Annotated in this window: 13 protein-coding genes; 4 read left to right on the top strand and 9 right to left on the bottom strand. The window is 62.1% G+C overall.

Translation table 11 applies throughout. The features are described 5' to 3' along the window. Positions 1-106 precede the first annotated feature (106 nt). The 7 genes from NP945_RS01235 to NP945_RS01205 all read right to left on the bottom strand — a co-directional run bounded on the left by NP945_RS01235 (position 107) and on the right by NP945_RS01205 (position 6,926). Positions 107-1,192, bottom strand: a complete 1,086-nt coding sequence (locus NP945_RS01235) for an ABC transporter ATP-binding protein (RefSeq protein WP_127268316.1) — start codon at positions 1,190-1,192, stop codon at positions 107-109. Positions 1,193-1,298: 106 nt separating this feature from the next. Then, positions 1,299-2,402, bottom strand: a complete 1,104-nt coding sequence (locus tag NP945_RS01230) for an ABC transporter ATP-binding protein (protein ID WP_127272298.1) — start codon at positions 2,400-2,402, stop codon at positions 1,299-1,301. Further along, positions 2,399-2,620 carry a hypothetical protein gene (locus tag NP945_RS01225; RefSeq protein WP_127268335.1) on the bottom strand — a complete coding sequence of 74 codons (222 nt, stop codon included), beginning with the start codon at positions 2,618-2,620 and terminating at the stop codon, positions 2,399-2,401. The genes NP945_RS01230 and NP945_RS01225 overlap by 4 nt, the downstream gene beginning before the upstream one ends. After that, complete coding sequence (locus tag NP945_RS01220; RefSeq protein ID WP_127268334.1) at positions 2,617-3,576, bottom strand: carbohydrate ABC transporter permease; 960 nt, start codon at positions 3,574-3,576, stop codon at positions 2,617-2,619. The genes NP945_RS01225 and NP945_RS01220 overlap by 4 nt, the downstream gene beginning before the upstream one ends. 1 nt (position 3,577) lies before the next feature. Beyond that, positions 3,578-4,483, bottom strand: coding sequence for a carbohydrate ABC transporter permease (locus NP945_RS01215; protein ID WP_023812446.1), 906 nt, complete (start codon positions 4,481-4,483; stop codon positions 3,578-3,580). A gap of 70 nt (positions 4,484-4,553) precedes the next feature. Then, positions 4,554-5,870, bottom strand: a complete 1,317-nt coding sequence (locus NP945_RS01210) for an ABC transporter substrate-binding protein (RefSeq protein ID WP_127268333.1) — start codon at positions 5,868-5,870, stop codon at positions 4,554-4,556. Positions 5,871-6,230: 360 nt separating this feature from the next. Further along, positions 6,231-6,926 (bottom strand): TetR/AcrR family transcriptional regulator, encoded by a 696-nt coding sequence (locus NP945_RS01205; protein ID WP_256745363.1) that lies wholly within the window; start codon positions 6,924-6,926, stop codon positions 6,231-6,233. Positions 6,927-7,038: 112 nt separating this feature from the next. Between NP945_RS01205 and NP945_RS01200 the strand changes: the two genes are divergently transcribed. From NP945_RS01200 to NP945_RS01190, 3 genes are read left to right on the top strand one after another with little or no spacing between them, the layout of a single operon-like run. After that, complete coding sequence (locus tag NP945_RS01200; protein ID WP_256745362.1) at positions 7,039-8,235, top strand: Tm-1-like ATP-binding domain-containing protein; 1,197 nt, start codon at positions 7,039-7,041, stop codon at positions 8,233-8,235. Between the two features lie 13 nt (positions 8,236-8,248). Continuing rightward, complete coding sequence (locus tag NP945_RS01195; RefSeq protein WP_256745361.1) at positions 8,249-9,112, top strand: phosphoenolpyruvate hydrolase family protein; 864 nt, start codon at positions 8,249-8,251, stop codon at positions 9,110-9,112. A 5-nt stretch (positions 9,113-9,117) separates the two neighbouring features. Continuing rightward, on the top strand, positions 9,118-9,534 hold the full coding sequence (locus NP945_RS01190; RefSeq protein ID WP_127322822.1) for a cupin domain-containing protein: 417 nt from the start codon (positions 9,118-9,120) through the stop codon (positions 9,532-9,534). Positions 9,535-9,735: 201 nt separating this feature from the next. On the opposite strand, the gene NP945_RS01185 is transcribed toward NP945_RS01190, so the two are convergent. After that, positions 9,736-10,926, bottom strand: a complete 1,191-nt coding sequence (locus NP945_RS01185; protein ID WP_256745360.1) for a Xaa-Pro peptidase family protein — start codon at positions 10,924-10,926, stop codon at positions 9,736-9,738. Between the two features lie 117 nt (positions 10,927-11,043). Further along, on the bottom strand, positions 11,044-11,295 hold the full coding sequence (locus NP945_RS01180) for a hypothetical protein (protein WP_256745359.1): 252 nt from the start codon (positions 11,293-11,295) through the stop codon (positions 11,044-11,046). Between NP945_RS01180 and NP945_RS01175 the strand changes: the two genes are divergently transcribed. After that, positions 11,294-12,904 carry an ABC transporter substrate-binding protein gene (locus NP945_RS01175; RefSeq protein ID WP_256745358.1) on the top strand — a complete coding sequence of 537 codons (1,611 nt, stop codon included), beginning with the start codon at positions 11,294-11,296 and terminating at the stop codon, positions 12,902-12,904. The two genes, NP945_RS01180 and NP945_RS01175, sit on opposite strands and share 2 nt — an antisense overlap. Positions 12,905-13,019: the final 115 nt, after the last annotated feature.

The raw sequence follows: 13,019 nt of genomic DNA, 5'->3' as shown, positions 1-13,019 counted from the left end.
GGCCTCACGCATGTCGCCCAAAAGTGACCTCGGTTTTGGGAGAACGACATGCACAAAAACAAAGACCTAAAGCGCGTCGCATGAATCCGTTTCAGCGCGACGCGCTTTATGAGGCGTGTCGCAAGCTGACGCCGCTGCCCTTGTCGAACAGCACCACCTTGTCGGGGTTCCAGGCAAAGCGCACCGCCTGCTCGATGGCGACGTCGGTCCTGGCCGGCACGGTGGCACGCAGTGTCGCGTCGCCGACGCGCAGCGTCAGGATCTTTTCGACGCCGTGGTTCTCGACGTCGTGGACATGCGCCTCGACCGGCGCGCCGCTCTCGAGATAGACGTCCTCGGGACGAATGCCGAAGACGAGCGGGCGACCGTCGGTCGCCCCGCCCGCTTTGGCTCCCCCCGAAAAAGGCAGTTCGAAGTTCAACGGCGCCATCACCGCGCGGCCGTTCACAAGCTTGCCGTCGATGAGGTTCATTGGCGGCGAGCCGACGAAGCTCGCCACATAGGTATCGCGCGGATTGTTGTAGATCTCGTGCGGCGTGCCGGTCTGAACGATGCGGCCATGGTTGAGCACGCCGACCTTGTCGCCCATCGACATCGCCTCGATCTGGTCGTGGGTGACGAACAGGAAGGTGGCGCCGAGCTGCATCTGCAGGTTCTTCAGTTCAGTCCGCAGCGCCTCGCGCAGCTTGGCGTCGAGCGCAGACAGCGGCTCGTCCATCAGGAACACACGCGGCTTGCGCACGATGGCGCGGCCGATCGAGACGCGCTGCATCTCGCCGCCGGACAGCCGATCCGTCTTGCGGTCGAGCAGGTGCTCGATCCGCAGCGTACGGGCGGCACGGTCGACGCGATCCTTGATCTCGGCGTCGGGCAGCCGGCGAATTTTCGGCTTCAGCGGGAATTCGAGATTTTCGCGCACCGTGTAGCGCGGATAGAGCGAGTATTGCTGCAGCACCAGCGCCACGTCACGCTCGGCCGCACCCCAGTCGGCGACGTCGACGCCGTCGATGAAGACCTGGCCTTCGCTCGGCTTTTCCAGGCCGGCGATAAGCCGCAGCGTCGTCGTCTTGCCGGCGCCCGTCTCGCCCAGCAGCACGAAGAACTCGCCATCGGCAATATCGAGATCGAGCCCGGTGAGCGCAGTGTGGTTGCCGAAAGTCTTCGAGATGTTCTTGAGCTGGATATGGGCCATGTCTATCGTCCCGATCTCTTTTTCGAGGGTGTCTGCCCTCCGCTATAGCTCCGGGCGTTCGATTGTTCGAAAGGCCAATGACTTGGCCTTTCGTGTCCTTCGGCCATCACAATCTCACTCCCAGCGACTTGCCGCTTGCCGTGTCGAAGAAATGCGCTTGGGCCGGATCGATCCTGGCGAACACCTTCTGGCCGGGACCGGCGACGAAGCCGCTCTTGGTGCGTGCGCGCAGCATCTTTGAGCCGACCTTGAGATCGACAATGTCGAAGGAGCCAAGCGGCTCGACGATCTGCGTCTCGACCGGCAAAAACCCCTCCGTCGCCTCGCGGCGGATGAGAACGCCTTCCGGCCGGATGCCGAGCGCGAGCTGGCCGCCTGCATGGCCGTTGAGCTTCGACAGCAGCGCCCGCGGGAACTCGAAGCCGGCGGGAGCCCCGCCGACCGTCACCGAGACCGAGGACGCCGTCTCGGCGACTGCCGCATCGGCGACGTTCATCACCGGACTGCCGACGAATTGCGCCACGAACAGATTGGCCGGGTGCGAATAGACCTCGTCGGGCGAGCCGACCTGCTGCAGCACGCCTTCATGCATGATGACGATGCGGTCGGCGAGGCTCATCGCCTCGATCTGGTCGTGCGTCACATAGATGGTTGTCGACCCCTGCTTGATGTGCAGCCGCTTGATTTCCGCGCGCATCTCCTCGCGCAGCTTGGCGTCGAGCGCGCCGATCGGCTCGTCCATCAGCATGGCCTTCGGCCGCCGCACCAGCGCCCGGCCAATGGCGACGCGCTGCATGTCGCCACCCGAGAGCGCCGATGGCTTCTTGTCCAGCAGATCGGTGATTTGCAGCGTCTTGGCGACGGAGCGAACCTCGCTGTCGATCTCCGTCTTGCTCTTGCGCGTGGCGCGCAAGGGGAAGGCGATGTTCTCGTAGACGCTCATATGCGGATAGAGCGAGAACGACTGGAAGACCATGGCAATGTCGCGGTCGGCGGCCTTTAGATGCTGGATCGGTTTGCCGTCGATGAGGATGTCGCCCTCGTCGATCGTTTCCAGCCCGGCGATGGCCCGCAGCGTCGTCGTCTTGCCGCAGCCCGACTGGCCGAGCAGAACGATGAACTCGTTGTCGGCGATCTTGAGGTTCAGGTCCTTGATGACCTGGACGGCGCCGAAGAATTTCTGGACGCCGCGAAGCTCGATCTGGGTCAATGCTGTGCTCCCGGATTGCGCACCTGGCCGGTGCCGGCCTTTTCCTCAGGCGCGATCTTGGAGGTTACGTTGAAGCCGACCAGCCCGATCAGGATGATGGTCAGGCCATATGTGTGCAACAACAGGTTCCAGGGCTGGCAGAGTGCTATGATGCCGAGCACCATCAGCACCTGCGAACCGGGCTCCAGATATTTCTGGTTGATGGCACGAAAGCTCATTTGCGAATCGCTCCGAAGGACATGCCGCGCAGCAGATGGTTGCGGAGCAGGAACGTGAAGATCGCGACCGGCAGCAGGAACAGAAAGGTTCCGGCGGCGATCACCGTCCAGTCCGGCAGGCCCGAGCCGACCTGGCTTGGGATGAAGGGCGGTGCGGTCTGGGCGCGGCGGTTGGTCATGATCAGTGCGAAGGCATATTCGTTCCACGCGGTGATGAAGCAGAACACCGCCGTGGCGGCGATGCCGGTGGCCGCCTCGGGCAGCACGATCTTGAAGAAGGCCTCCATGCGCGTGTAACCGTCGACCAGGGCCGCCTCTTCATACTCTTTCGGTATCTCATCCATAAAACCCTTCATCAGCCACACCGAGAAGGACAGGTTGAAGGCGGTGTAGAGGATGATCAGGCCCACATGCGTGTCGTTGAGGCCGACCGCCCGGTACATCAGGAACATCGGGATCGCCACCACCACCGGCGGGAGCATGCGTGTCGACAGGATGAAGAAGAGCAGGTCAGCCTCCCCCTTCACCTTGAAGCGCGAAAAGCCATAGGCGGTGAAGGTGCCCATGCCGACCGCCAGCACCGTGGAGGTGATGGCGATGATCAGCGAGTTCATGAAGCGGCTCGGATAGCCGGACCATTGCACCTGGCCCTTGCCGTCGCGCACGATCTTTTCACCGCCGTCGAAGACGACGCGCTCCCACCAGGGCGCTGCCGCATACTCTTCCGGCGTCGGCGCGCTGCGCAGTTGCGAGCGCTTGGTGAACAGTTTGACGAAGGGCGATATCTCCGGCTGGAACACCACCGTCGGCGGGATGGTCGTGGCAAGATTGCGCGGCTTGAACGCCGTCGAGGCAATCCAGTAGATCGGCGCGAGGAAGATGATCGTCACCAAAAGGACGACGACGATGGCGACGCGATTGAAGCCGATTTCGGAAGAAGTGCGGACGGCGGCCATCTCAGCGCTCCTTCACCTTGTTGAGGTATTTGACGTAGATGTTGGTGATAGCCAGCACCATGATCAGCACGATGTAGGCAAGCGCGCAGGAGCGCCCGGTCTGCCATTCCTGGAACGCCATCTTGTAGAGCCGGATCGAGATCACCTCGGTGGTTGGCTGGCTGGTCAGGATGTAGGCGAGATCGAAGGTCTTGAACGCCTCCATGGTGCGGAAGATGATCGCGATCATCAGAATCGGCGCGACCAGTGGCAGCGTAATGCGAAAGAAGGTATAGAACGAGCCGGCGCGGTCGATCGCCGCCGCCTCGTAGAGGTGCTTCGGCACTGCCGACAGGCCGGCAAGCGACAGCAGCATGACGAAGGGCGACCACATCCAGATGTCGGTGATGGCAACCGCGTAGAGCGCCATGTCAGGGTTGGACAGCCACTCGAAATTGCCGAGGCCGAGTGCATAGTTGATGACACCCCATGACGGATCATAGAGCAGTTTCCAGAACAGACCGACGACGGCCATCGACAGCATCATCGGCAACAGCAGCAGTGTCGTCAGCAGGCCCTTCAGCGGGATATCGCGGTTGAGCAGCAACGCCACGCCAAAGCCGACGATGACCTGACCGACCACGGAGACGATGACATATTTGGCGGTGATGGCGAAATTCGACCAGATGAACGGGTCGTTGAGCAGTTCGCGGTAATTCTGCAGTCCGACGAAATTGGCCGCCGCCGGGCTCGACGCGCGAAAGTCGGTGAACGAATAGCCGAGCGAATAGAGCAGTGGAAAGATGTTGAAGACGATCAGGAAAACGATCGTCGGAATGATGAAGAGATTTCGGATCGTGAGGTCGCTCATGCCGCGGGTGGCGGAGCGCGAGTTGGGATCCAGCGTGGTCATGACTGCAGTGGCCAAAGCCAGTTCCTTCCTTGAGAAAAGAAAACGGAAGGGGTGGGCTCCCACCCCTTCCGAGCGTTAGTGCCGCTTACTTCACGCGGTTGTACTTTTTGAACGTCGCGTTCCAGTCCGCGGCGAGCGCATCGAGCACTTCCTTGGCCGTGCCCTGATTGCCGGTGATGTACGGATAGACGCGTTGGTTCATCGCGATGAGCAGCTCGGCGTACTCCGGCGTCGCCCAGAAGTCCTTCACCTTGAACATGGTTTCGTAGAAAGCCTTGTTGTAAGGCGTGGCGTTCTGGAATTCAGGTGACTCGAGCACCTTGGCACTTGCCGTGTAACCGCCGAGTTCCGCCCACTTCTTCTGCGTCTCGTCTTTGATGAACCATTCCAGGAACTTCATCGCCTCTTCCTTGTTGTTGGAATAGGAGATGACGGAGATTCCCTGGCCGCCGAGCGCGGCGAACTGGTCGCCGTTCGGGCCGGCAGGGTTGGCGAAGAAGCCTGTGTTCTTGGCATTCGGGTTCGAGGCTTCGTTGATGAGCGCCGGGAAGAAGGCGAAGTAGTTCATGCTCATCGCAGCCAGATTCTCGGTGATCGCCTGGTTGTCCTCGATGAAGAAGCTCTTGGCCCAACCAGGAGGTGTGAAGGAATAGAGTTCCTTGTAGACCTCGAGCGCCTTGACGTTCTGATCGGAGTTGATGATCCCGTCGACCTTGTAAGTGGCATAGTCGCCAAGTTCGCCGCCGTAGGAGAAGATGGCGTTCTCGACGCCCATCACCAGGGCATCATATGAATTGTCGGTGTAGATGGCGACGCCGTAGCGCTTCTGGTCGGGACGGTGGAAGAATTCGGCAATGTCGCGCAGCGCCTTGAAATCCTTCGGCACGCCGAGATCGTAGCCATACTTGGCCTTGAAGGCTTCCATTTCCTTGGGGTCCTCGAACCAGTCCTTACGGTAGGACCAGCCGACTGCGTCGCCCTCGGCCGGGATCGACCAGTACTTGCCAGAGGCCGACGGATATTCGGCGTAGTACTTGACAGTCGCCGGCGCCATCACCTCCTTCAAATTATGCTTGTTGAAGAAGTCGGTAAGGTCGACATAGTGGCCCGCCTCGGATGCGGCACCGATCCACTGCGAGTCGCCGACCACCATGTCGTAGGCGCTGCCCTTGGCGTTGAACTCGGTGAATGCCTTGGTCTGGAAGTCGGACCAAGGTGTGGTTTCGACCGTGACCTTCACGCCGGTCTCGGCCTCGTAGAGATTGACGAGTTCCTGCAAATAGTTCGCCGGATCCCATTCCGCCCAGAATATGGTGAGTTCTTTGTCCTGCGCGTAGACGGACGTTCCGCAGGCAAGCGTTAAGCCGATACCAGCAAGTGCGCTGGTCACTAACTTGCGCATAATGATTTCCTCCCTTGTGCGCGTTCTACCTTATCGTGCGAGCCGGCAACGGGGCCGGCCCTGGTAGTTCCTCCCGTGATCGCACCTTCCCGGCTTCGAGCCTCCTCGCCCCTGCCGGAAAATGGACCGCAACCCTCACTTTCGATCCGCTTTTCTGATCCAATCTGGTATTACCAATTTCGCATGCTCGTCAAGCCCTTTCTTGGCAGCTTGACGTGGCCATTGCCATCGGATTCCGGCTTTATCTGCCTGTTTTACCGAGATTTTCCTACTCAGTGATATGATTGGGTATTGTCCGATACCCCACCCAACGGCTAAGATCGGTAGTGTGCATGCCAATCTGGTCGAACCAGTTAGGCCCTATTTCATGACTGGCCTCGGATCGGGGCTGCCTCCTTCATCGACCGATTCCGCGACTGCTGCCCGCACCAGCGCGCCTGCCGCCCACTGTGCGACCGACATCGTCCGGCGGCTGTCCAGTCCCCAGATATCCTTGAGCACGATCAGCACCTCGACGCCGAAGATCAGCGACAGCGCCTGCGCCAGCCGCTTGAAGTCGCGCGGCGGCAAACGGCCCTCGAGCGGCGCGATCGCATCTTTCAGCAAGTCGATGCGGTGGCCGCGCGTAAAGGCGGGCTCGCCGCCCAGCGTGCCGGCCTGACGCCGCGCCCATTGATCGAGCGACAGCTTCAGTGCTGCCTTGAACGTGGCCTCGAAGGCCTCGATGCGCGGCATGGCCGTATCGAACAGCTCCGCGACCCGGCGCTCGGCATCGGCGGAGGTCGATTGCCAGGTGAGGATTGGCCCCAGCCCCTCGTCGACGACGGCCTGCACCAGTGCCGACTGGCTCGGGAAGTAACGATAGGCGGTGGCACGGGAAACCTCGGCCGCCTCGGCGACCTCGCTGACCGAGGGCGTGACGCCCGCCTGCATCAGCCTTGTTGCCGTCTCCAGCATCAGCCGTTTGGTCCGCGCGCGCGGACCACGTTCGGGCACCGGGCCGGTTGCCCGTTCAGCGTCGTCGCTCGCAGCGGATTGTTGACGTGAGACATTCATGCCAATACGATACGCGCGTCTCAAAAATTTGCAATGGTGTCCGCATCGTCGAGTGGCCCGGGCAATGAGCAATGGGGGCGGCATCGCGCCTGCCAGGATCGGGGGAGCGCAAATGAAGCGTATTTATGTGGTGGGTACCGCGGACACGAAGGGCGAGGAGCTCGCCTTCCTGGCCGATGCGATCACTGCTGCGGGCGCCATCGTTTGCCGTGTCGATGTCGGAACGCGCGACGCAACCATCCCCGTCGATATCGGCGCGAGGGAAATCGCCGACCATCACCCCGGCGGCCGTGACGCCGTGCTCGGCGGCAATGACCGTGGCGCCGCGGTCGCCGCGATGGGCATCGCCTTCGCCCGCTTTGCCCAATCGCGCAACGACATCGCAGCCATGATCGGCATCGGCGGCGGTGGCGGCACATCGATCATCACATCGGGCATGCGCGCCCTGCCGCTCGGCTTGCCCAAGCTCATGGTCTCGACGCTCGCCTCCGGCGATACCGCTCCCTATGTCGATGTCTCCGACATCATCATGATGCCGGCGGTGACCGACATGGCCGGACTGAACCGGATCTCCCGTGTCGTGCTGCACAATGCCGCCCAGGCGATCGTAGGCATGGCAACCAAGCCGGCGCCGCCACCCGACGGCAAACTATCGATCGGCCTCACCATGTTCGGCGTCACAACGCCTTGCGTGACCGCCATCGCCGACCAGCTCCGTTCCAGATATGACTGCATGGTCTTCCACGCCACCGGCACCGGCGGCCGCAGCATGGAAAAGCTGGCCGACAGCGGCTTGCTGTCCGGCGTCGTCGACATCACCACGACCGAAGTTTGCGATCTGCTGTTCGGCGGTGTGCTGCCGGCGACGGAGGATCGTTTCGGCGCCATAGTTCGCACGGGGCTGCCCTATGTCGGCTCCGTCGGCGCGCTCGACATGGTGAACTTCTGGGCGCCTTCGACCATTCCGGAGCCCTATCGCGATCGGCTGTTCTACGAACACAATCCCAATGTCACGCTGATGCGCACCACGGCGGACGAATGCCGCGCGATCGGCGAGTGGATCGGCACCAGGCTCGCCCGCTGCGGAGGGCCGGTGCATTTTCTCATCCCGGAAAAAGGCGTCTCGGCGCTCGACATCGAAGGCGGCGCCTTCTTCGACCCGGAAGCCGACGCCGTTCTGTTCGATGCCATCGAGCGCACCATCGAACCCAACAGCAAGCGCCGCGTGACGCGCCTGCCGCTGCATATCAACGACCCGGAATTCGCAAAGGCTGCAACATCGGCCTTCCTCGACATCGCCAGACAGTGAGAGATCTCAAAAAATGCCCGCCATACCGCGCAAGGACATATTGAAGAAATTCAGGGGGATGATCGACAAGGGTGTGCCGATCGTCGGCGGCGGCGCCGGCACCGGCCTGTCGGCGAAAGCCGAGGAGGCTGGCGGCATCGACCTCATCATCATCTACAATTCCGGCCGCTACCGCATGGCCGGGCGCGGCTCGGCCGCCGGCCTGCTCGCCTATGGCAATGCCAACGAGATCGTCAAGGAGATGGCCTACGAGGTGCTGCCGGTGGTCCGACACACGCCGGTGCTGGCCGGCGTCAACGGCACCGACCCATTCGTCATCATGCCGCTGCTGCTGGCCGAGCTGAAGACGATGGGCTTTTCCGGCGTGCAGAACTTTCCCACCATCGGCCTGTTCGACGGAAGCATGCGGCAAAGCTTCGAGGAAACCGGCATGGGCTTCGGGCTCGAGGTCGACATGATCGCCGAGGCGCACAAGCTCGACCTCTTGACCACGCCCTATGTCTTCAACCCCGACGAGGCCCGCGCCATGACAAAAGCCGGCGCCGACATCGTCGTCGCCCATATGGGTGTGACGACAGGCGGCTCGATCGGCGCCACCTCGGCCAAGTCGCTCGACGACTGCATCGTCGAGATCGATGCCATCGCCGACGCCGCGCGCTCGGTGCGCAAGGACGTCATCCTGCTTTGCCATGGCGGCCCGATCTCGATGCCCGACGACGCCCGTTACATCCTCTCCCATGCCAAGGGTCTGCACGGCTTCTATGGCGCCAGCTCGATGGAACGGCTGCCGGCGGAAGCCGCGATCGCCCGGCAGACCGCTGATTTCAAATCGGTGACACTTGGTGGCCAGAAGACCACGAAGAAAAAGAAGGGATGAGAGAGATGACCGACAAGAGCAAAATGTTTGTCTACCCGAAGGACGTCAGCGCCTTCGGCTTCGACTGGGGAAAATTGGCGCTGACGGTGGCGCCCGAAGTGAATGGCGCAACCCGGTTTTCCGGCGGTGTGGTGGACCTACCGTCCGGCAAGGGTCACACGCGCCACAACCATCCGGGCGCGGAAGAAATCATCTTCGTCATCTCCGGTCATGGCGAGCAGATGGTCGAGGACGAAAAGGGCAATCCGGTGGTCGCAAAAGTCGGCCCCGGCTGCACCATCTATGTCCCGGAAAGCCGCTTTCATTCGACGCTGAACACCGGCGACGGGCCGATGCAGCTTTTCGTAGTCTATTCGCCGGCCGGGCCTGAACTGGTTTTGCGTGAGCTGCCGGATTTCAGGCTGATCGCGCCGGGGCAGTGATGAACTTGTTCTAGGGTAGCGCTGCCCCTCATTGTCCTGCCGGACATTTCTCCCCGTATAGTGACGGGGAGAAAGACGCAGTCATCGGCGCTTTCGCCAATTTTCAAATAGGTGCCGAGGGCGCGGCTGCCCTCTTCTCCCCGTCACTATACGGGGAGAAGGTGCCGGCAGGCGGATGAGGGGCGGCGCCAGCCTTGGGTTCTATGAGATCCCGCCCCTGTTCCACCCCCGGCCCCGATCACCGAACATCGCATAACCAGCATCCGTCACCGCCAGCGTGTCCTCCAGCTTGATGAAGCCCCGCGTCGGGTGAAGCATGGTTGTCTCCACCGACAGCACCATGTTCTTCTCCAGCGGCTTGGCCGCATAGGTGCCTTCATAGGTCACCGGGTGGTTGGTCATCAGGAACGGCGCTTCGTGCGTGATCAACCCCATGCCATGGGCGAAGAAATCCGTGTAGGGCGCGACCTTCGAAGCCTTCAGCACGCCCTCGGCATGGGAAATCATGTCGCCGCCCAGCGTGCCCGCTTTGACTTTTGAGAAGGCCGCCTGCTGCACCGTCTCGACCTCGGCCAGCAGATCTTCCAGTTCGGCATCCGGTTCGCCGAGAATGCCCATCCGGCAGAGATCGCCGATATAGCCGTGAAAGTTGCCGCCGGAATCGATTGACAGCACTTCGCTTTGTTTCCACGCCTGCGGTGAAGCGGCGCGGTTGTGGCTGGCACCCAGCGTCAGCAGGCAATATTCGAAATGGATGCCGCGATTGGTTTCCTCGCGCCGCAGCTGTTCGATGATCTCGCCCTTGGTCGTGCCTTCGCGCGCCCAGGCGATGGTCGCCAGCATGGAATCGGTGATCAGTTCAGAGGCCGTGCGCAGCTTCTCCAGTTCGGCATCGGTCTTGATGGCGCGCATGCGCTCCAGCATGTCGGTCGCGTCGATCAGCCTGGCATCCGGCAATGCGTTGCGGATCAGCGTATAGGCGTCCGACGGCAGGAAGCCGGGCTCGATGCCGATGCGCGCGCCCGCCTTGCCGATCTTCTGCAGATGCTCGACCGCAAGGTTGGCGGCGTCGAGCGTGCCCCAGCAGGCGGCGTGCAGCGTCGGCGTCCAGAACGGGTTGTTCTGATGCTCGCCGCCCTCCATGCGGTTGCCGATATAGGCGGCATGGTCCGGCCCGCCCTTTTCGTACACCACGATCGGCAGGTATCGGCTGTGGCCGATCGCATCCATGGCGGCGAAGAAGATGAACTTGTAGCCGCCCAGCAGATATTGCGTGTTGTGCTTGGAGGTGGCGAGCAGCACATCGATGCCGGCCTCCTCCATCAGCCGGTCGACCCTTGCCTGGTCGAACGGGATATTGCCGACCGCATTCTTGCCCGGAGCAATGTTCATCTCTCTCTCCCTGAATTGCCGGATCGCCGCTGTTCCGCTCCCGATCCCTTGGCAGCGGTCAATCTGCACCATTTCGCCCGTTCTGGTCCAGCCAGAAACAGATGAAATGTCGCGTCTCTATGTCTCCGCCCCGTCATACGTCGCATATTCAACCAATCTGGTCCTACCAGAATGATCAAATTGAGCCACGCCCTCCAAACTGGTCCAGCGGACGAAAATTTCAAAGCCAAGCGAGGATGCGCCAATTCCGTCTCTGGCGAAACCCTCGGCAAGGCTCATAATCGCCGCCGCAAGGATGCCGGTGGGCTTGCCGGCGTCTGAGGGGTTGGCGCACCCGACCGGGTCGCGGAGAGGACGGAGTTCGATCATGTCAGGTTTCACGATTTCCAGACGCACGATGCTTGCCGGCTCGGCAATGCTGCTGGCCTCCACCGCAATGCCGGCACCGGGCTGGGCGCAGACGCCAAAGAAGGGCGGGCGGCTGGTGCTTGCCGCCGATTCCGAACCGCGCAACCTCAACCCGGCGATCGTCGCCTCCAACGGCGTGTTCTTCATCTCCAGCAAGATCGTCGAAACGCTGGCCGAAGCCTCCTTCGACGGCAAGGACGGTCTCGCGCCACGGCTGGCGCTGAGCTGGGAAGGTGCCGCCGACGGGCTCTCGGTAACGTTCAAACTGCGCGACGGCGTCAAATGGCATGACGGCAAGCCGTTCACCTCGGCCGACGTCGCCTTTTCGGCGCTGCAGATCTGGAAGCCGCTGCAGAATCTCGGCCGCACTGTGTTCAAGGGTCTGGCCAGCGTCGACACGCCCGACGATCTCACCGCCGTGTTCAAATTCGCCAAGCCGACGCCGTTCCAGCTGATCCGCAACGCGCTGCCGGCGCTGAGCAGCGTGGTGCCGAAGCACATCTATGAGGTCGGCAAGATCGAGGACAACCCGGCCAACAACGCGCCCATCGGCACCGGACCGTTCAAATTCGGCGAGCACAAGGCCGGGCAATATTACCGGCTGATCAAGAATACGGATTACTGGGGCAAGGACGAGCCCTATCTCGACGAGATCATCTATCAGGTGCTGCCGGATCGCACGTCAGCGGCGAGCGCGCTGGAGGCCGAAGAGATCCAGCTCGCAGCCTTTTCCGCCGTGCCGCTGGCCGACCTCGACCGCATCTCGAAAGTGCCGGGCCTGAAGGTGATCTCCAAGGGTTACGAAGGGCTGACCTATCAGCTTGTCGTCGAGATCAACCATCGCCGCAAGGAACTGGCCGACGTGAAGGTGCGCCAGGCGATCGCGCATGCCATCGACAAGGATTTCGTCGTCAAGACGGTGTTCCTCGGCTATGCCGCGACCGCCACCGGTCCGGTGCCGAAGAACGATCCGCAATTCTACACCGCCGACGTGCCGACCTATGCCTTCGACGTCGCCAAGGCCAACGCGCTGCTTGACGAGGCTGGCTACAAGAAAGGCGCCGACGGCAACCGCTTCTCGCTCAAGCTGCTGCCTGCGCCCTATTTCAACGAGACCAAGCAGTTCGGCGACTATCTGCGCCAGGCGCTCGCCGCCATCGGCATCGATGCTCAGCTGGTCAACAACGACTCGGCCGCGCACATCAAGGCGGTCTACACCGACCACGCCTTCGACCTCGCGGTCGGCCCGCCGGTGTTCCGCGGCGATCCGGCGATCTCGACCACCATTCTGGTGCAGAGCGGCATTCCGGACGGCGTGCCGTTCTCCAACCAGGGCGGCTACAAGAACGACGCGCTCGATGCGCTCATCGCCAAGGCGTCGGAGACGCTCGATACATCAGCCCGCACCGACCTCTACAAGGAATTCCAGAAGGAGGTGGCCACCGACCTGCCGCTGATCAACGTCGCCGAATGGAGTTTTATCAGCGTCGCGCGCGACACCGTCGGCAACATCGCCAACAACCCGCGCTGGGCGGTGTCGAACTGGGCGGACACGTATTTGGAATCGTGACAGAATTGCGCGGATGAAAATTCGCGAAATCAGCGTAGGCGTTGAGCCCTACGAGGCCCCCCTCTGTCCTGCCGGACATCTCCCCCTCAAGGGGGGAGATTGGCTGGCCGCACCG

Source organism: Mesorhizobium sp. LMG17149 (genome assembly GCF_024518695.1).
Classification (GTDB): domain Bacteria; phylum Pseudomonadota; class Alphaproteobacteria; order Rhizobiales; family Rhizobiaceae; genus Mesorhizobium.
The sequence above is the reverse complement of the archived record's forward strand: the minus strand, read 5'-3'. Positions and strand labels throughout refer to the sequence as shown.